The organism is Paenibacillus ottowii, from assembly GCF_050516475.1.
GTDB classification, from domain to species: domain Bacteria; phylum Bacillota; class Bacilli; order Paenibacillales; family Paenibacillaceae; genus Paenibacillus; species Paenibacillus ottowii.
The window spans coordinates 2,496,781-2,514,366 of the sequence record NZ_CP191577.1; the positions used below are offsets into that span (position 1 = coordinate 2,496,781).

A 17,586-nucleotide genomic window follows, 5' to 3' on the forward strand; every position below is an offset into this window, starting at 1 on the left:
CTTGTAACTTTATTAATTAATTGTTTTATCTTCCAAAGGTCTACTGGTTTATTCATTAATAAGTCATTAAAAATTTGTTTGATTTCTTGTGGGTAAACATTTCCTACCATACTAGAAAGTCCATTACATCCATTCATTATCTTTTCTGTAAGATTTACATCTCCACCAGCGAACATAATGAAATCATCTGGTAAGTCAGTATTATGGTGACGTTTGGCATCACTCTCTTCTTTAAGTCCTACAAGGTTAGAATACTTCTGGTTAATAACAGTCTTTAATGATTCAGCACTTAGCTCAAATCCTGTTCGGAAAGGATTATTATAAAGGACAACGTTTTTGGTGGTATGTTGTAGCAGCTCATTGATATAAGAAATAGCTTGTTGTTGTGTCGGCTGAATGTAAGGTGGAAACTGAATTAGAATAGAATCAAAAACAGATTCCTCAAGCTTTTTAACCAGTTTTATTGCATTTCTTGTTGTTGTAGCTGATACGCCAAACATCAGTTCAACATTTTCAAATTTTTGTTGATTAAAATAATCAATAATCTGAATACGCTCTTCAATGCTCATTGAATTTTGTTCGCCTGTCGTAGCAGACACAAGTAGTGAATCTATCCCGTTATCTGTTAAATGTTTAACAATAGGATTGAATCCTTCTAAATATAAGCTCTCATCATCACGAAAGGGAGTTGGAATAGCAACATTAAAATTTTTCATCAGTTATATCCTCCAGTGTATATACATTACAAGAACTAATTTGTACATAAGGTCAAATGCTAAATCTTTTCAGATAATTTTTTAAAGGTATATTTGAATGACTAAATTGTTCTATGTTCACCCTAGCCCTGAAATACTAGATTGAGAGCTACATTATTATGAACGAGTGACAAATGCTCCACGGCCACTTTAAAGAAAGTCTTCCGATACAGATTGATTGAGTAATGGATAAATATCTTTCCATTTCCATGAACATGCTCGAACGGCAGGCTTCCTACTCTTTATTAAAATCTCACTGTAGTAGATAATCTCTGTTTTTTGACTCCCCATCTTATCACCCTCCGCAAAATTTTTACACAGTTTTTATACTTTTAGGATTAAAGACTTTACTTGGATCTCTGTGCAACTAATAGTCTAAGACAGTTCAATTAATAGTACAATTCAATTATTTATATAATAACCATAGGTTTAACCTATGATATAATGTGTAATATCTTAGATTGTTTATAGGATTCCTATTGAAATTTATGTTAATGAACTTGCAAAATGCAAAGGTAGGAACTATTACCGTTTAAATCAGGAGGCTTTAGAATGGAGTTAAGACAACTTGAATATTTTTACGCTGTGTGCCAAGAGCTACATTTTACAAGAGCAGCAGAAAAGGTAGGGATTTCTCAACCTTCTTTAAGTCAACAAATTCGTTTGTTAGAACATGAAATTGGCACACTTTTATTTGATCGCATTGGTAAAAAGACGGCTCTTACGGAATCAGGGGAATTACTCTTAAAGTATACACGTAACATTTTTCATGAACTGGAACAGGCAAAAACCTCAATAGATGAACTAAATGGTCTTCAAAGAGGAACCATTTCTATAGGCACCTTGTTAACCGTTGAAAATTACCTCATTCCGCCCACATTACGTAGTTTCCATCATCTATATCCTGGTGTTAAGATATCTGTGTTTGGATTACGTACTGGGGATATTCAAAAACAACTGTTAGAAAATAAGCTGGATATAGGCATTGTTTTTTTACCTATGAAAGGGGATGAATTAGAAACCATTTCTTTATATAAAGAGGAAATGGCGTTTGCAGTGCCTGTTGGACACCCGTTAGAGAATCAGGATAAATTAGGTATAGAAGTCTTGCAAACAACACCTTCCATTTTACTTCCTGAACAATATTTTATAAGACAGCTTATAAATAAAGCTTGTAAAGACGTGGGGTTTATTCCAGAACCGATCTTTGAAATAACAACCATGCAATCTTTAATTAATATGGTTATAGATAGGATCGGGGTAACTATATTACCGAGGCCTTACTTAGAGTACCTTAACCATCCTCGTATCAGAATTATTCCCATTTTAAATGTTAATCTTGCTCGATATATAGGAATTATCTACAGGAAAGATAAATACCTGAGTGCTGCGACACGTATTTTTATTAATACTCTAAAAGAGGCTTCACTCCATTTGACTCAAGATTTTATGAAAGGCACTGATTAAACAGTCCACTCATTTTATTAATCTTTATTTATATACTCTTAATAATAGAGCTGGATATTTCACTATCTTTCTTTTTCTTCATTTTTTTTAAGTAGAATTACGTATAATCAGCGAAGTCTTGTAGATTTTCGTTATAGGAGCAGATCGCATCCCCTTCAATCGCCGGGCAAGACATTCCGTAACATCCCTTACCATATCAGGAATACAATTGGTTAATGTGGTCAATTCCGGATCAGTCATTAATCCTACAGGATGGTTATCAAATCCGATGACGGACATTTCTTGAGGCACAGATATCCCCTTTTGCTTTGCTGCTTTCAATAAACCAGTAGCTACAAAGTCACTACCTGTTATCATTCCATCCGGTAATTGATCAGAAGTAAATAATTGTTCCCCCAAGGCATACCCATCTTCCATAGTCATCAGACCCGTATAACATTGTGATTTCGTACAGACAAGACCGAATTGTTGGTGAGCCAGTTGAAACCCATTCCATCTTTTCTCCTGCAGTTGTGTCAGGTGATCCATACAGAAAAACAGATGACGGCGCCCCTTGGACAGCAAATATGCTGTCGCTTGAAAGACTGCATCTTCTTCATCCAATCGGAAGACATCGAGAAACTCTCCGTCCATCGCTTCGTTGCATATGACTCCAATGTGAGAACCTATATATTCTTTAATTTCTCTCTCCGAGAAATGGGAATGAGCAATAACCACGGCATCCATTTCTCGGCGTGCCAATCGGGTATACACATCACGTTCATACTCCCGAGATAATTCGGTCTGATAGATGACAAGTTGATACCCCATTGAGCCTAAAGATCGACTTAATGCACTAACAAGCTGACTGAAATAGGGATGTTCCACATCCGGGACAAGCACACCGATATGATTGCTGGCCTGTAAACGCAACTGAACCCCCTGCGTATTGCGGACATATCCCAGCTCCGTAATGGCTTTTTGTACTTTTTGTCTGCTTTCAATAGATACATGAGGATGGTTATTTAACACACGTGATACCGTCGACTTAGAGAGACCGCTTACACGTGAAATATCAATTATGGTGGGCAAAATTAACACCTCATTTAAGTATTGACCTGGGAACGTTCCCTGCAACTATGATATCGTTAACAAGCTATGGGAGGAGTCACACTCATGAAAGTCATATATACCCCCACTGTAACCGAATATCTGATATTGTTTGATTTTGACGAAACGTATTACCCGCATGAATGTTTGCCTGAACAACTCAAAATGGTGTACGAACTGGAACAATACCTCCAGCAGCTTGCCAGAAATCATCAGGTAAAGATAGCTTGGGTCACCGGAAGTAGTGTTCAGCAAATACAAGCAAAAATGAATATAGCCGGTATGACGCAGCTCCCCCATTTTATAGCGAGCAATCTGGGCACAGAGATGTGGGAAGTCGCGCCTGACGGACAACTGGTCACTGTTCCTTCATGGGCAAAGATCACAAGGGGCTCCGGATTCTCTCGAAGGGATGTAGAAGATTTAATTAGCGAATTAAAATCAATATTCAACATTGTTCTTGACGAACAGACTCAATTTGGGCAAACCGGATACAAAATGAACTACTATTATTATCCGGTATCAGCAGTCAAAACCCAATATGATATACGTATCATCAGGCATCTGGCTGCAAATCATGGAATCGGAATTAATATCAATATTTGCAATCCCAAGGCGGGTGATCCTGAGCATGCATATGATGTCGATTTTATCCCCGCAGGAACTGGAAAGAAAGCAGCTGTGCAATTCCTGATAGATTATAGTCAGGTCCCTCTGTCCAAAACATTGGCTTTCGGTGACAGTGGAAATGACATCGAGATGCTTCAGATGGTTGCCCATGGATATCTTCTCCAGAATGCAACGGCAGAGGCAAAGTCATGCCACAACAACGTTGCCCCTTACCCTTACGCCGAGGGAATTTTACATGTATGCAGAAATTTCTTTGGGGAGTAATTCAGATTTTGCGTACGAACTTGATTCGTTCTTTTTTAATTTTCTATACAAAAGTCACTCTATCCTGCCCGTTAGTTAAACAAAGGCAGCTAATCACTTTGATTGGCTGCCTTCTTGTTTGTATTGAATAGTTTTCACCTTAGTCCAGTCCATTTCTTATTTAGTAACTATAGGAGTTTTAGTTCCACTGCTCATTTTATTAAATAGTAAGATGGCAAGAATTAAAGCTATGCTTACAGCGGCAAAACCCAGCCAATTCAAATATAGGACAGATGTACGACTGATGACTAGCCCGCCTAATCCAGATCCCAGTGCAAAACCAAATTGGATGAACGAAGTATTTACGCTAAGAGCAATGTCCGGATTTCGAGGCGCCGGAGTAACCAGATATAGTTGCTGGGCCGGGGAAATGCTCCACGTTGCTAACATGAAAATCATTAATACCAAGATTAATACCCAGAGATTGACTCCGGCTAGAGCGAATAAAAGAAGAGTCGCCGACATAAAATAACGTAATAACCAAGGCCGTCAAAATGGTTGGATTTCTTAAAATAGAGAGCTGCATTCTGAGGGTAACCTTTTCTTCTTCTTTGATTGCCGGAACCTTTTGATAGATAATCAGTAATGGAAGAACACTTAATAAGCTTTTATAACATCTCCATTATAACCATAACTTTTCCTACGACTTTAGATTTTATGTTAATTATTAGGCCCCTTTAGAGTCTCGTGAACGTGATGTAATCGACTTGGGCAGGCTCTGCCGATTCAATCCGAAGTGCCCGGTTGATCTGTCCTCGGTGATATTGCCCATGTAAGAGGACCTGCAACAAGATGTCCCGAGCGGACGTTCGGAACGAAACCCCGCTCTGGTTCTCATAGTCAATCATCTCATCCAGTTCGAATTCCTTGAGCCCTTCGATATAGATGCGATATTGCTCGGCGTTTTCTTCGAACATCGTCCGGATCGCCGTCAGGTCTTCCGTTTCCTCCCACAACGAATATTTCGCACTGCCCTTGCCCTGCAATCGGTCCAGCCAGACTCGTTCCGCGACCGCAACATGCCGAACCAGCTTCAGAAGGTCCTTGTTCCTCGTCTCACTCTCCTCGAGCGCGTCCATGATGCGTCCGTCCGCCCAGTATAGGTGGTCCATCATACACTTGATTGTCTTCATTTCAGTCTCCCCCTCTTCTTTTCATCGATTACTTATACCTAATGTATCGCGTTAGTTTAACGACTTCAAACTTTTAATTACCTGATAAAGCGACGTCGTGTTTCCCCGGGAGGCATACAGCTTTTAGCTTTGTTTGAGCTTGCTAAAAACGGGTTTTCGTTCAGTCAGGAAGTACAGCAGGGCCAGAGCCGGGAGAACTGTACCCAAACCAGCTGCAGTCTGCCAGCCACCTTGGGCGTATGCCCAGCCGCCCAAGGAAGAGCCAGCTGCACCGCCCAAGAAAAATAACGACATGAACAGTCCATTCAAGCGTCCTCTTGATTCTTTGCCAATCGAATAAATAGCGCGTTGACCCAATACCAGATTGCCCGAAACAGCCATATCCAGTGTAATTGCAGCGACAACCATCAGCAGTAAACTCACAACAGAATGACCTTTTACCAGTACGGCTAGCAGGAAGGAAAAAACAGCTACCACCAGAAATGTGCCGGTTAAAGCCCGGGTCCAGCCTTTGTCGGCTAAACGGCCACAAATAGGTGCGGCAATAGCGCCACCCACACCAGCTAAGGCAAACCATGCAATCCCCTGCTGTGAGAGGCCAAAGTGATCCGCCAGATGCAGAGGAATAACGGTCCAGAACAAGCTAAAGGCGCCAAACAGACAAGCTTGATAGAAAGCGCGGCGACGTAGAACGGGTGTACGGACAAATAGGGAGCCAAGCGATAGAATCAATTGTCGATAATTTAATGTAGGTGTCGGTTTCCGTTGTGGAAGCACACGGGACAAAACAAGGGTAAGCAGGGCAATCAAAACCATTGAAAAAGCAAAGATCGCTTGCCATCCCCATAAGCTGGCTACAAAGCTGGCCAACGGTCGGGCAAACATAATACCAAGCAGCAAGCCACTCATGACATTGCCGACTACTCGTCCACGTTGTTCTTCTGAAGATAAATAAGTGGCGTAGGGAACAAGAATTTGGGCGACCACCGAGCCAAGGCCAATGAACAGGGAAGCGGCCAGGAAAATTCCTGCGTTGTGGACAAAGGTAGCACCGGCTAGCGCGAGGACCACTACGACCAAAGAAATAACAGTGAGGCGGCGGTTCTCAACAAGATCACTAAGCGGAACTATAAACAGCAAACCAAGCACATACCCAATTTGCGTAATCGTCACGATCAGACTAGCAACAGATGAGGACAATCGGGTAGTTTCACTAATTGGTCCAACCAGTGTCTGCGCGTAATAAAGATTGGCCACGATAATTCCACAAGAAGCGGCAAGCAAAAATGTGAGCCAGGTGGGAATAGACTTGCGTTCGGCTAAAGAATTCATGATGATATACCTCCATCCAAATACAAAGAGCGTTCATTATAAATGCAAAATTATTTTTTCATACTTTTTTCCCATGCGCCCCTAACGGATATACCTGTCTCCATAGCTGCGTCTTCTAGATCATGAATGTCCTTTTTTTCTAGTGTAAGAGTTATAGCAGTTAATGCATCGTCAATATGTGCTTCTTTGGTAACTCCTATAATGGGTACAGTCCCCTTTACAAGGGCCCAAGCCATTGCTACGGGGGCCGGTCCAACTTTATATTTGTCTCCAATCTCGCTCATCACATTGATTAAATTTTGAAGTTTTCTTAGGGTTTCTATACTAAAGGCTTCTCCTCTTCTTGTATTGCTCTGGAACGGATGATTAGCATTATATTTGCCTGTTAGTGCTCCTTGTTCCAGGACCATATAAGAGAAGAAAACGATATGATTATCGTTACACCAATCGATAATACCTGCCTCTTCTGATTCCCTATATAATAAACTATAGTGATTTTGAACGGCTGCAAGTTCCAAGCCCTCTTTTTCCAGAATGCTAACAGCCAATTTCAATTCATCCAAGTTATGATTAGATACCCCGATGTGTTTAATCTTATTTTCCTTTGCAAGGGGGATGATTTCTTGTGTCCATTTTTCAACATTCCGGGGATTGTGAATCCAATAAAGGTCAATATTTTCCCTACAAAGTCTCTCCATACTTTCCTTTAATGACTTCCTCATGTTTTGCTCTTGGCCATCGAAGGGTGTGAACTTAGTAGAAATCAATATATCTTGTTCTCCCTTAATGAAATGGCCTAAAATGGTTTCCGATGCGCCATAACCATATACGGCTGCAGTATCCCATAAGGTAAAACCATGTTTAACGGCTTTTTCATAAACAGGTCTCAATTCCTCCGCAGTATAGTTATTTCCAAAAACCCGGTCTCCACCGTTAACACCTGTGCCCCATGACCACGTTCCCAGTGCAATAGCTGGTATTTTGTCGTTTTTCATGGTTACATATTTCATGATGAACTCCTCGCTTTCCAAATTTTAAATTTCCTCCGCAATCGCCCTTCTGATTCTACTCAACGACACGGGTGTAATTCCGATATAAGAGGCGATATAGGCTAGATTGATACGCTTCTCCAACTGGGGATACCTTTTTCTAAAATCCAAATACCTCTCCGTTGCACTTTTTAATAAAAAACTGCTCTCTCTTTGAATTTTATATTCCAACTTACGTTCCAATAATTTTGTATAAGCTTTCATGCAATATATATGATTCTCTATTAATTTTTTGAAATCATTACATGACATGGCCATAACGACACTATCCTCCAAAGCCTCGATACAACGGTTTGAAGGTTTATGATCAAACAATATTTCATAACAAAGCACTGAACCCTCTTTTGAAAAAAATCTTGTGATATCATCCCCATTAACATCTATATAAAAGCTTCTTAATAAACCGGAGATAACAAAGTATATTTCTTTTTGTACAACTCCCTGATGAACTAATAAATCTCCTTTAGCAATTTTCTTTTTTGTAAACTTATTCATTGCATGGTTAACGACCTCTTGTGGCAGCTTATCCTGCATAAGCAGTTCAATTGAATTTTGGATTTGAGCGAATTCATCCTTCATCTGTTTCCTCCTTCACTCCCATACTTTATATTTGGTTGCGTTCAGAATTCTGCAACATCTGTCTAGATTATATTTCCATACTTACACCTTGTAATTAACAAAAGATAATAATATGTATATTAAGCGAGTCCACTTCCCTACACTCCGCAGCAGCGTTCATCCATGGGTTATCAATCATCCATTTTTGATTTTTTGTAGGCTAAGGGTGTCATGTTCATTGCTTTTCTGAATCTTTCTATAAAATAGCTTGTACTGTTAAATCCGACCTTATAGGCAACTTCTGTAACGTTAGATTCTGCTTGCTGCAGTAAGACCAAGCTTTTTTGAATTCGATAATCCATGACATAATTCAGCGGAGTTATCTTTAACACTCGTTTGAAATATCGGCAGCATTCAGAACGGCTCAATTGACCAGCTTTCGCAATATCATCTAATGTGACTTTTTCAGTGTAATGTAAATAGATCCAATTTAACATTTGCTTGATCCGCTGACTCTTTACCATTTCCGTCTGGTCATATTCTAATTTAAAGCCATTCATGACCAAATTTTTCCAGATCATTGTTAAATGCATGGTAATATCCATCTCAAAGTATGGTGATTTTTGTTGAATACATTGATTGATTTTAAAAATGGCATCTAAGATGTTTTTCCCCCAGAGCTCATTAGAATCTATATATACATAAGGTAAGTTAGTTGCTTGAATATAAGGGGCTACATAGGGGCTGTAAAGCTCTGGTGATAAAACGTAATGAGGAGAAGCGTTTAAACAGATATACACACAACCCGATTCATTCTGATCTTCCGCCATATGTAGGCAGCCACTATTTATAAATAAGCCATCACCTTGTCGTACAATTCGTTTGTCTTCATTAATTTGAAAAATCGCTTCCCCTTTTACAACCAGAACAAATTGAATTTCATCATGCCAATGAAGAGGTATATGTCCATGTATATTTTGGTTAATCGTTGTTTCATAACATGCAATCGGTAGTACGACTGTCCGATGCTCAGTTAGTTCTTTTAGGTTTTGATCAACCATGAAGTTTTTTATTTGCAAATCATCACAACCTCAATATATTTATATTTTTTTATCATATTCAAGTATAATTCAAAAAAATTTTCACCTATTATAACACTATTATTATATCTCAAGGTGGAGAATATTCATGAACAAATCAGCTAGAAGGACAGGATTATTTCTTGTTATCACAGGAGCTATATTTTGGGGTGTCAGCGGGACCGTTGCCAAAAAACTCTTTCAACAAATTGATGTCAATTGGCTTGTAACGGTACGTTTACTCATGGCTGGTGTCTTACTGTTGGCTGTACAATTTTTGGTAAAGGAACGTTCACAAATATGGACTGTATGGAAAAATAAAAGAACCACTTTTCAACTCATTGTCTACGGTTTGGTGGGTATGCTAGCGGTCCAATATACGTATATGGCCTCGATCCAAAGTGGTAATGCTGCTGTTGCGACACTATTACAGTATCTAGCACCTGTAATGATTATCATCTATTTAGTTCTGCGAAGGCACATTGTCTTCACACGAAAGGATCTGTCAGCTATTTTTCTGGCTTTAGTGGGGTGTTTTTTCTTATTAACAAACGGCTCCATTTCTCAACTATCTGTCCCGACGGTCGCAATCGTTTGGGGGATCTTATCAGCAATAGCCCTGGCTTTTTATACCTTATACGCCATTCCTCTTTTGAAGCAGTACGATTCCCTAGTTATTGTAGGTTGGGCTATGATCATTGGCGGTTTGGGATTAAGCTTGATCCATCCTCCTTGGCAGGTCGATTTTAAAACCTTGACACCAGAAACCTATTTATACCTAGCATTCGTTATCATCTTCGGTACAATGATCGCATTTTGGTTCTATATAGAAAGTTTACAAAGTCTATCACCAAAAGAAACAAGCTTTCTAAGTAGTTTGGAACCGCTAGCTGCTGTTCTAACAACTGTATTTTGGTTAAAAGAGCCTTTTGGCTTCTTCCAATGGATGGGTGTATTATGTATCATCGGGCTGATCTTGTTATTAGCATTCAATAAAAAGCCTTCTTCAAATAACCAATCAAAAGAAGATATCTCGCTTTCAGAGTGAGTAAATTTTACGGGTAGGCATTAGGGTAAAACTGCTCGTTAATGGAGCAGAAAACGGCAGCCGTTTTCATGGCTGCCGTCTCATATATGAAGCTACCGTTTGGGTTTCGTATAATGATACATCCGAACGTTAATTTGTTTTTTGGGGAGGTTGCATAATCATAAAAGGTATATTTTGTACTCCAACCATTCGTACATACGTAAATAATTGGCCTTTATGGTGAATCTCATGGTCTTTCGCCGTGGATAGCCAGAAGCTCCCCGTGCCAAGGAAGTTTTTAAATTCAATCTCCTTTTCTAGCTGTTGAGCATTTAATTCCTTCAATTCTCGAATTGTTTCCTCTGTCAATTGATCGACTATGCTGCCTACATCGGCTATTGTGTGATATTGATCTATTTTTGTCGGTGGAGTGAAGGTACCATTTTTTACAGTTTTCACGAACATTTCCATAGAACTGGCTATATGAACAATTAGGGAACCCATAGGCATCGCATTGTCCCAGGGTTTAAAGTCAATATGTTCATCCGGAATCACTTTAACCAATTCTTGCAACACCAATCTGTGCCTCAGCCATTCCTGAAGATATTGAGCTACTACAGACATGCTACCAACCTCCAAAATTTAGTAGTTTCCTAAGGTAGTAATTCTATACTTGCAACCCATTACCTTCTTTTATGAAAAGGATACAGATGAAAAAGGAACGATTTATCATCCGATGGGTGTTCCATCAGGTAATTTAATATCTGGTTTCAACAAAACCACGTCCCCCTTTTCGGGTATTCCGCCAAGGACTAATACCTCTGACTTAAAGCCTGCTATTCGTCGAGGAGGAAAGTTGACTACAGCTATGATTTGTTCCCCTATCATTTCTTCAGCTACATATCTTTTTGTAATTTGTGCACTCGATGTTTTTATTCCAATATCTTGTCCAAAATCAATTTCAAGTTTAATGGCAGGTACTTTGGCTTCTGCAAAAAACTCAGCGTTAATGATGGTTCCAACCCGAATATCGAGTTTCAAAAAATCGTCAATCGTTGCCATGTAAGTATTCTCCTCATCCATTGTTTTCTTAAATCTTACAATAATCCGTAAACAATTTTAATAATTTTGCAAAACACAATATACCATAACTGAAATAGCCCACAGAGTGGGCTTCAATCACGTAAATCACTTCATTCAGTCTTTTAAAAAACAATATAATTAAACACCTAAAGAATTCCGCAAATTTAGAAATGATTCATGAATTAAGAATTGAAGTAACCGATATTAGATCCATTGGTATACCCTGCAACTGCAAAAAGAGAGAATTTTATGTGAATGGGCTACATTATACCGTTAGATCAGCAATCGACAAAGATGCGGCAGATTTATCTGATTAAGATTACAGATTAATGGAGAGACAGAAAATTTTAGATAGAGAGCAAGGGGTAGCATTTATTATAGATACATCAAGGTTCAGACAAATCATACAAATGGACGCTGTAAAACCAAGAAATTTATTTTTAGTTGCTGTAAAGGACAAAATTCTTACCGACGGTAAGTACCACAATACGGTTATAATGGGACGTTTTAATTATAATAGGTCGTTTGCGAGATTTGTAAGAAATCAGCACCAAGTCGAACAAGAAACGAAGCGGACAGAATAGTGCTGTTCAAGCGATAACGTTCACCTTTGTGCCCGGATTTCAAACTTTTTAGCTTGATTAAGAAATACGACCGCGTAGCGGCATCCCATGTACATTTTTAACTCGGCTTGTATACTAAAAAAGTTTTATGCGAATAACGCATAAATATCAATATGTAGCTTCCATATGTAGTAAACTTTGCTTGGATGATGGATTTACGTGATGACAAAGACTTAACACAACAGTATTCATAGAGAGGCATGATTTAAATGATTTTGGAGGATATGTATTATGGAAAATGGCGTCCCAGTGAACAAGTAAAGTCAACCGACCCTGAATCTCAAAAAGTGAATCAAAAAATTAGCGATCTTATGGAGATGTTGAAAAATAAATTACCGGCAGTCGATTTTGAGCAAATTGAAGTCATGCTTGATTTATTAAGCGAGTCAACTTCCCTGCACTCCGCAGCAGCGTTCATCCACGGTTATCGGACGGGGGCATTAACGATGATTGAAGTATTTAGCAGTGAGAAAGAATGAGTTGCTGGTCATAAACGATAAGGAAAATGATGGAGAAAAGAGCACTTTATCAGCTTAAATAAGCCCAGTTTACAGCACGCCCTACAACTACAAAAGGGAGATGGCGCTTTGCCATCTCCCTTTCTCTTATTCCTACTCACACTTCCTGCTTAAAAACATAGTACCTATACAGGTGGTCGGTGAGCGGAGCGGGCAGAATTGTTCTGAAGAAGCGGAGCGTTCGCCTTTGCAACGGGATTTTAACCTTACCAGGTGTCATATAAATGAAAAAATCCCGTTGCAACAGCGATCGGAAGAATAATCTGCACGCGCAGCGCCTCCCCTCGGAACAACTATGTTTTTAATCCCCCACCCGATTCAAAAACACCTTGGTCCGTTCCAGCTGCGGATTGCCAAAAATCTGCTCCGGTGTACCAGATTCTGCAATTTCTCCGTTGTCCATAAAAATAACGCGATCCGCCACATCTCTTGCGAAATTCATTTCATGGGTCACGATGACCATCGTCATGTGCTCCTCAGCCAGCTTTTTGATCACTCGCAGCACCTCGCCTGTCAGCTCGGGATCAAGGGCTGAGGTCGGCTCGTCGAATAGCAAAATATCAGGATTCATCATCATTGCCCGGGCAATCGCCACACGTTGCTTCTGGCCCCCCGACAATCGTGACGGATACGCATCCGCTTTATCCGCCAAGCCGACTTTAGCCAGCAACTCGGTGCTCTGGCGCCGCAGCTCAGCCTTGCTCACCTTTTTCACCAGCTTTGGAGCCAGTTCCAGGTTATCCTGCACTGTCAAATGAGGAAACAGATTAAAGTGCTGAAATACCATGCCCATCCCGGTAGTTATGCTCTTAATATCGCCTGCCGAAGCATACTGACCGTTTTCCACCAGTGCCTTATCATGGATGCGAATCGTCCCGCCCGTCACATCTTCCAGGTGTACCAAACTACGGAGCATGGTACTTTTCCCTGAACCTGAAGGACCGATGACAGCTACAACCTCGCCCGCCTTAACATTAAAGCTCACTCTTTTCAGAACGTCGAGCTGGCCGAACGATTTTTTCAAATCGGTTACTTCTATTGCGTTTGTGTTCATATCCCGACATTCCTTTTACTCAAATTTAAAACGTTTTTCCAGCGCTCTGAAGAATATAGTAAGCACCAAAGCCATCAACAAATAAATAACTGCCGCTACAACATAAGGCACAATCGTAAAATCGCGGTTTACAGCTGTATTCGCAAAATGCAGAAGTTCCGGTACCGCTACTGCATACAGCAAAGCCGTGTCTTTCACCAGGGTCGTCGCCTCATTGGTTACCGCAGGCAAAGCAATCCGTACCATTTGCGGCACAATGACTCTGATCAGCGTTTGCGACTTGCTCAAGCCCAGCACTTGCGAAGCTTCGTATTGCCCTTTATCAATCGACAACATCCCGCCTCTAAAAATTTCTGCAAAATAAGCCGCATAATTCAGTACAAACGCCAGTACCGCTGCCGTTGTCCGGTCAAGTACCAGATATTCCCCAATAACAGGCAACATCGGCAAACCAAAGCAAAAGAACAATAATTGCAGCAAAAGCGGCGTACCCCTTATAACATAAATGTACGTGTGCATCAGCCAGGCAATAGGCTTAAACCGACTTTTAGCCAGTAGCGTAACGATAAATCCCAGCGGAATAGACAAGATGAGCGTAATAAAAAATAAAATAACCGTCATCTGTGCCCCTTCAAGCATAGGCTTCATAATTCGTAAAATATATTCCATACTCATAACCTTCGACTCCTAAACCCTTAGTTCAATATACATTACGTATTAATTTAATACTTTATCTTCACCGAACCATTTTTTTGAAATCTCAGCCGCTTTTCCGTTCTTATGCAGCTCACCCAAAGCAGATTGCAGTTGCGTCAACAGCTCTTCGTTCCCTTTTTTCACGCCAATGCCGTATTCCTCAGGAGCCAGTGATTCATCAAGCAGCTTATACGTCCCTGGTTCCTTAGACATATAATACTTGGCAACAACCTCATCAATGACAACAGCATCCAGGCGACCGGTTTTCAAATCCGTCAAAGCGAGAACGTTGTCCGGATACTCGGACACTGGCTTCAATTTACTTTTAATCGGATTTGCATCCAATGCATCGGCTGCTGAGGACAACGTTTGAAGTCCCACCGTTTTGCCCGCCAGATCAGCCAGCTTGGAAAGACCGGAAGCAGCCGGAACAACAATTACCTGACTATTTTTCAGATATGGCTTCGTGAACAGCACCTTTTCCTTACGCTCATCCGTAATGGTGTATCCATTCCAAATGAGATCAATACGTCCACTGTTCAGCTCGGATTCTTTGGCAGACCAGTCAATCGGCTGAAATTCCACTTGTTTGCCCATTTGTTCCCCGGCCGCCTTCGCATAATCAATATCAAAACCGGTTAACTCGTTATTTTCATTTCTAAAGCCCATCGGCGCGAATTTATCATCAATCCCAATAATCAACTTGCTGTTATCCTTACCGCCGGAACATCCGGCCAGCACGATCATAATCAACCCAATCATCATCGTAAACATGGCTGCTTTTCTCATCTTATTCCCCTCCAACAATGGTAACCCCCGTATTTAAGAATAGGCGGCAAACGCTTTAGTTCGTTAACACGTTATCAGAGTATCATCATACCATACCGCAGGATACTCGTCGAGAGGAATCAGCGGAATCTTATCCTTATAAAAATGGAAAACTTGTGACGAAAATTTGACCTGTGTTCTATAATGTAAAACCTTACCTTGACATGTTAGCTTATCCGTTTTATTATTTTTCCTAGTATTCTTATAAGCTTTTATATATTTCCGGAAATTTGGTAGCAACAGAATGTAAATCAGCTTGATAGACAGGAGAAATAATGTCCCATGTACATTTTAAAACGTCTTTTCACGATGCTCATTACGTTATGGATTATCGTCACTTTAACGTTTATTATCATGCACATCATTCCAGGAGATCCGTTCTCGAACGATTCCAAGACCATTCCAGAGACCGTATTGCAAAATATGCGTGCTCGGTACAATCTGGACAAGCCGCTCGCTGTGCAGTATGTATTGTATCTCAAAAATCTGCTCGTGCTGGATATGGGGCCGTCTATTCAATCGAAAACAACCGACGTAAATATGCTTATCGCCAGAGGCTTTCCACCTTCTGCACTGCTGGGCATTCAATCCATCGTGGTTGCGATTATAGCCGGTATTTCGCTCGGAACATTGGCTGCTTTACACCATAATCGACCGCTGGATTATATTTCGATGTTTATTGCCATTGTTGGTATTTCTGTACCCAGCTTCATTTTGGCACCGCTGTTAATCAAGTATGTTGCCGTCAAATGGCATCTGCTCCCAGTTGCCTCATGGGGAACCTGGCAGCATACAGTGCTTCCATCGCTAGCTCTCGCTGTTTCACCTCTTGCCGTTATTGCTCGTTTTATGCGGACAAGTATGCTGGAGGTCATGCATGAGGAATACATACGCACCGCCAAAGCAAAAGGCTTGTCCTCCTGGGCAGTGGTTATTCGTCACGGTCTACGTAATGCATTGATTCCGGTGCTGTCCTTTATCGGACCACTATTCGCTTCTGTGATTACAGGTACCTTTGTCGTCGAAAAAATATTCGCCATACCCGGCATCGGTAAATATTTCGTAGACAGTATTTTTAACCGGGATTATCCAGTCATTATGGGTACGACCATTTTCTACAGCGCCATTCTGGTTGTCACTTTATTTTTAATTGATATTTCCTATCGCCTTGTCGATCCGCGGATCAAATTAGTCAGCAAAGGAGATTAACATGAAAGCAGCACCTACTGTCGAAAAAGACAGCCTGTTTAGTCTTGTAGACCGCAGTCAGATGCCCGCCCCCACATTAACCAGACCCCAAGAGTCACCATGGCGGGATCGGCTTCGCAGACTTTTCAACAACAAGCTTGCTCTGTTGGGGCTTTCCCTTCTTATCATTATTATGGTGCTGGCGATTGTCGGGCCTTCCATGGTCCCTTATGCACCCAGTGATCAGTCCCTTTTGAAGACGAATCTCTCTCCTTCGAAAGAACATTGGTTTGGCACGGACGATCTAGGCAGAGACGTATGGGCACGGACATGGGCTGGGGCCAGAATCTCACTTATGATTGGTTTTGCCGCTGCTGCCATTGATTTGGTGCTTGGCATTCTTGTCGGTTGTGTAGCTGGTTATTGTGCAGGGCATGGCAAAATGGGCGACCGAATTGACAATATCCTAATGCGTATTATTGAAATTTTATACAGTATCCCTTATCTGCTGGTCATCATTCTGCTGCTCGTCATTATGAAGCCTGGCCTGCTCACGATGATTATTGCTTTATCTATTACCGGATGGGTCGGCATGGCCCGGGTAGTACGCGGGCAAATCCTACAGCTCAAGCAGCAGGAGTACGTGCTGGCTGCCCGCAGCTTAGGGACATCTCATTCACGCATTATTTTCAGGCATCTGCTGCCGAATGCAGCGGCCATCATTATTGTGAACCTGACGTTCACTATTCCGTCGGCTATCTTTGCCGAATCGTTCCTGAGTTTTCTCGGTCTGGGGATTCAATCTCCTTCGGCAAGCTGGGGGACGATGGCTAACGATTCACTCGGCGTTATTTTAAGCGGTCAATGGTGGCGCTTATTCTTTCCCGGACTGATGATATCGCTCACCATGCTGGCATTCAACACACTTGGAGACGGGCTTCAGGATGCACTTGATCCGCGTTCACAGCATTAACAACAGAGATATCCAATTGGACAAGAAAGGGGTGTCACTATGGTCCGCAGCTTCTACAGCTTCTCGCCGAACCGCAGAAAAAATGGCAATTCCTTTATAGTGGTGCGCACACGAGGCATACCTGCCGGAAAGGAGGATGAATAGCTCCCGGTACGGTGTACTTTATTTTTCAATAAATAACCATAATAATGGAGGAAAACG

18 protein-coding genes and 3 pseudogenes are annotated in these 17,586 nt (G+C 41.1%); 8 read left to right on the plus strand and 13 right to left on the minus strand.

Features of this window, described 5'->3' with window-relative positions; genetic code table 11:
- On the minus strand, nucleotides 1-716 hold a 716-nt coding region (locus ACQQ6X_RS11855), incomplete at its 3' end, for a dihydrodipicolinate synthase family protein (protein ID WP_430493583.1).
- 591 nt (nucleotides 717-1,307) lie between these two features.
- On the opposite strand from ACQQ6X_RS11855, the gene ACQQ6X_RS11860 reads away from it, so the two are divergent.
- Nucleotides 1,308-2,222 (plus strand): LysR family transcriptional regulator, encoded by a 915-nt coding sequence (locus ACQQ6X_RS11860; RefSeq protein WP_305165483.1) that lies wholly within the window; start codon nucleotides 1,308-1,310, stop codon nucleotides 2,220-2,222.
- 87 nt (nucleotides 2,223-2,309) lie between these two features.
- Here ACQQ6X_RS11860 and ACQQ6X_RS11865 read toward each other — a convergent pair whose 3' ends face one another.
- Nucleotides 2,310-3,293 (minus strand): LacI family DNA-binding transcriptional regulator, encoded by a 984-nt coding sequence (locus tag ACQQ6X_RS11865; RefSeq protein WP_305165484.1) that lies wholly within the window; start codon nucleotides 3,291-3,293, stop codon nucleotides 2,310-2,312.
- Nucleotides 3,294-3,377: 84 nt separating this feature from the next.
- On the opposite strand from ACQQ6X_RS11865, the gene ACQQ6X_RS11870 reads away from it, so the two are divergent.
- Nucleotides 3,378-4,205 (plus strand): HAD-IIB family hydrolase, encoded by an 828-nt coding sequence (locus ACQQ6X_RS11870; RefSeq protein WP_305165485.1) that lies wholly within the window; start codon nucleotides 3,378-3,380, stop codon nucleotides 4,203-4,205.
- A 156-nt stretch (nucleotides 4,206-4,361) separates the two neighbouring features.
- Here ACQQ6X_RS11870 and ACQQ6X_RS11875 read toward each other — a convergent pair.
- The 6 genes and pseudogenes from ACQQ6X_RS11875 to ACQQ6X_RS11900 all read right to left on the minus strand — a co-directional run.
- A pseudogene (locus tag ACQQ6X_RS11875) lies at nucleotides 4,362-4,848 on the minus strand (MFS transporter); the annotation flags it as partial.
- 73 nt (nucleotides 4,849-4,921) lie between these two features.
- Nucleotides 4,922-5,377 carry a DinB family protein gene (locus tag ACQQ6X_RS11880; protein ID WP_305165486.1) on the minus strand — a complete coding sequence of 152 codons (456 nt, stop codon included), beginning with the start codon at nucleotides 5,375-5,377 and terminating at the stop codon, nucleotides 4,922-4,924.
- 123 nt (nucleotides 5,378-5,500) lie between these two features.
- Nucleotides 5,501-6,709 (minus strand): MFS transporter, encoded by a 1,209-nt coding sequence (locus ACQQ6X_RS11885; protein WP_305165487.1) that lies wholly within the window; start codon nucleotides 6,707-6,709, stop codon nucleotides 5,501-5,503.
- Between the two features lie 50 nt (nucleotides 6,710-6,759).
- A complete protein-coding gene (locus ACQQ6X_RS11890; RefSeq protein ID WP_152382178.1) occupies nucleotides 6,760-7,719 on the minus strand; it encodes an aldo/keto reductase in 960 nt (319 codons plus the stop codon).
- 24 nt (nucleotides 7,720-7,743) lie between these two features.
- On the minus strand, nucleotides 7,744-8,337 hold the full coding sequence (locus tag ACQQ6X_RS11895; RefSeq protein ID WP_149035573.1) for a Crp/Fnr family transcriptional regulator: 594 nt from the start codon (nucleotides 8,335-8,337) through the stop codon (nucleotides 7,744-7,746).
- A gap of 170 nt (nucleotides 8,338-8,507) precedes the next feature.
- Nucleotides 8,508-9,395, minus strand: coding sequence for an AraC family transcriptional regulator (locus ACQQ6X_RS11900; protein ID WP_305165488.1), 888 nt, complete (start codon nucleotides 9,393-9,395; stop codon nucleotides 8,508-8,510).
- Nucleotides 9,396-9,504: 109 nt separating this feature from the next.
- Here ACQQ6X_RS11900 and ACQQ6X_RS11905 point away from each other — a divergent pair, with 109 nt between their 5' ends.
- A complete protein-coding gene (locus ACQQ6X_RS11905; protein ID WP_305165489.1) occupies nucleotides 9,505-10,443 on the plus strand; it encodes a DMT family transporter in 939 nt (312 codons plus the stop codon).
- A 129-nt stretch (nucleotides 10,444-10,572) separates the two neighbouring features.
- Here ACQQ6X_RS11905 and ACQQ6X_RS11910 read toward each other — a convergent pair whose 3' ends face one another.
- A complete protein-coding gene (locus ACQQ6X_RS11910; RefSeq protein ID WP_305165490.1) occupies nucleotides 10,573-11,046 on the minus strand; it encodes a DinB family protein in 474 nt (157 codons plus the stop codon).
- Nucleotides 11,047-11,151: 105 nt separating this feature from the next.
- The gene (gene csaA / locus ACQQ6X_RS11915; protein ID WP_305165491.1) at nucleotides 11,152-11,484 is read right to left on the minus strand and encodes a chaperone CsaA; all 333 of its coding nucleotides are present in this window, start codon (nucleotides 11,482-11,484) and stop codon (nucleotides 11,152-11,154) included.
- 73 nt (nucleotides 11,485-11,557) lie between these two features.
- Between csaA and ACQQ6X_RS11920 the strand changes: the two are divergent.
- From ACQQ6X_RS11920 to ACQQ6X_RS11930, 3 genes and pseudogenes are all read left to right on the plus strand, one after another.
- A pseudogene (locus ACQQ6X_RS11920) lies at nucleotides 11,558-11,647 on the plus strand (AraC family transcriptional regulator); the annotation flags it as partial.
- A gap of 76 nt (nucleotides 11,648-11,723) precedes the next feature.
- Nucleotides 11,724-11,961, plus strand: a pseudogene (locus ACQQ6X_RS11925) (GNAT family N-acetyltransferase); the annotation flags it as partial.
- A 376-nt stretch (nucleotides 11,962-12,337) separates the two neighbouring features.
- Nucleotides 12,338-12,607: a DUF6809 family protein gene (locus ACQQ6X_RS11930; RefSeq protein WP_305165492.1), complete on the plus strand. Its 270-nt coding sequence runs from the start codon at nucleotides 12,338-12,340 to the stop codon at nucleotides 12,605-12,607.
- Nucleotides 12,608-12,947: 340 nt separating this feature from the next.
- Here ACQQ6X_RS11930 and ACQQ6X_RS11935 read toward each other — a convergent pair whose 3' ends face one another.
- From ACQQ6X_RS11935 to ACQQ6X_RS11945, 3 genes are read right to left on the minus strand one after another with little or no spacing between them, the layout of a single operon-like run.
- A complete protein-coding gene (locus ACQQ6X_RS11935; RefSeq protein WP_063210847.1) occupies nucleotides 12,948-13,700 on the minus strand; it encodes an amino acid ABC transporter ATP-binding protein in 753 nt (250 codons plus the stop codon).
- Nucleotides 13,701-13,715: 15 nt separating this feature from the next.
- Entirely contained in the window at nucleotides 13,716-14,375 is a 660-nt protein-coding gene (locus ACQQ6X_RS11940) for an amino acid ABC transporter permease (RefSeq protein WP_017426315.1), read from the minus strand.
- A 42-nt stretch (nucleotides 14,376-14,417) separates the two neighbouring features.
- A complete protein-coding gene (locus ACQQ6X_RS11945; protein WP_305165493.1) occupies nucleotides 14,418-15,185 on the minus strand; it encodes an amino acid ABC transporter substrate-binding protein in 768 nt (255 codons plus the stop codon).
- A gap of 321 nt (nucleotides 15,186-15,506) precedes the next feature.
- On the opposite strand from ACQQ6X_RS11945, the gene ACQQ6X_RS11950 reads away from it, so the two are divergent.
- Complete coding sequence (locus ACQQ6X_RS11950) at nucleotides 15,507-16,433, plus strand: ABC transporter permease (RefSeq protein ID WP_305165494.1); 927 nt, start codon at nucleotides 15,507-15,509, stop codon at nucleotides 16,431-16,433.
- A 1-nt stretch (nucleotide 16,434) separates the two neighbouring features.
- A complete protein-coding gene (locus tag ACQQ6X_RS11955; protein ID WP_305165495.1) occupies nucleotides 16,435-17,385 on the plus strand; it encodes an ABC transporter permease in 951 nt (316 codons plus the stop codon).
- The last annotated feature ends 201 nt before the right edge of the window (nucleotides 17,386-17,586 follow it).

Bases quoted from the DNA above. Each gene is read 5' to 3' on its own strand.
- csaA (WP_305165491.1), bottom strand. From the start codon at position 11,484: ATGGCAACGATTGACGATTTTTTGAAACTCGATATTCGGGTTGGAACC.
- ACQQ6X_RS11870 (WP_305165485.1), top strand. From the start codon at position 3,378: ATGAAAGTCATATATACCCCCACTGTAACCGAATATCTGATATTGTTT.
- ACQQ6X_RS11955 (WP_305165495.1), top strand. From the start codon at position 16,435: ATGAAAGCAGCACCTACTGTCGAAAAAGACAGCCTGTTTAGTCTTGTA.
- ACQQ6X_RS11860 (WP_305165483.1), top strand. From the start codon at position 1,308: ATGGAGTTAAGACAACTTGAATATTTTTACGCTGTGTGCCAAGAGCTA.
- ACQQ6X_RS11895 (WP_149035573.1), bottom strand. From the start codon at position 8,337: ATGAAGGATGAATTCGCTCAAATCCAAAATTCAATTGAACTGCTTATG.
- ACQQ6X_RS11935 (WP_063210847.1), bottom strand. From the start codon at position 13,700: ATGAACACAAACGCAATAGAAGTAACCGATTTGAAAAAATCGTTCGGC.
- ACQQ6X_RS11945 (WP_305165493.1), bottom strand. From the start codon at position 15,185: ATGAGAAAAGCAGCCATGTTTACGATGATGATTGGGTTGATTATGATC.
- ACQQ6X_RS11905 (WP_305165489.1), top strand. From the start codon at position 9,505: ATGAACAAATCAGCTAGAAGGACAGGATTATTTCTTGTTATCACAGGA.
- ACQQ6X_RS11940 (WP_017426315.1), bottom strand. From the start codon at position 14,375: ATGAGTATGGAATATATTTTACGAATTATGAAGCCTATGCTTGAAGGG.
- ACQQ6X_RS11885 (WP_305165487.1), bottom strand. From the start codon at position 6,709: ATGAATTCTTTAGCCGAACGCAAGTCTATTCCCACCTGGCTCACATTT.
- ACQQ6X_RS11930 (WP_305165492.1), top strand. From the start codon at position 12,338: ATGATTTTGGAGGATATGTATTATGGAAAATGGCGTCCCAGTGAACAA.
- ACQQ6X_RS11890 (WP_152382178.1), bottom strand. From the start codon at position 7,719: ATGAAATATGTAACCATGAAAAACGACAAAATACCAGCTATTGCACTG.
- ACQQ6X_RS11910 (WP_305165490.1), bottom strand. From the start codon at position 11,046: ATGTCTGTAGTAGCTCAATATCTTCAGGAATGGCTGAGGCACAGATTG.
- ACQQ6X_RS11950 (WP_305165494.1), top strand. From the start codon at position 15,507: ATGTACATTTTAAAACGTCTTTTCACGATGCTCATTACGTTATGGATT.
- ACQQ6X_RS11880 (WP_305165486.1), bottom strand. From the start codon at position 5,377: ATGAAGACAATCAAGTGTATGATGGACCACCTATACTGGGCGGACGGA.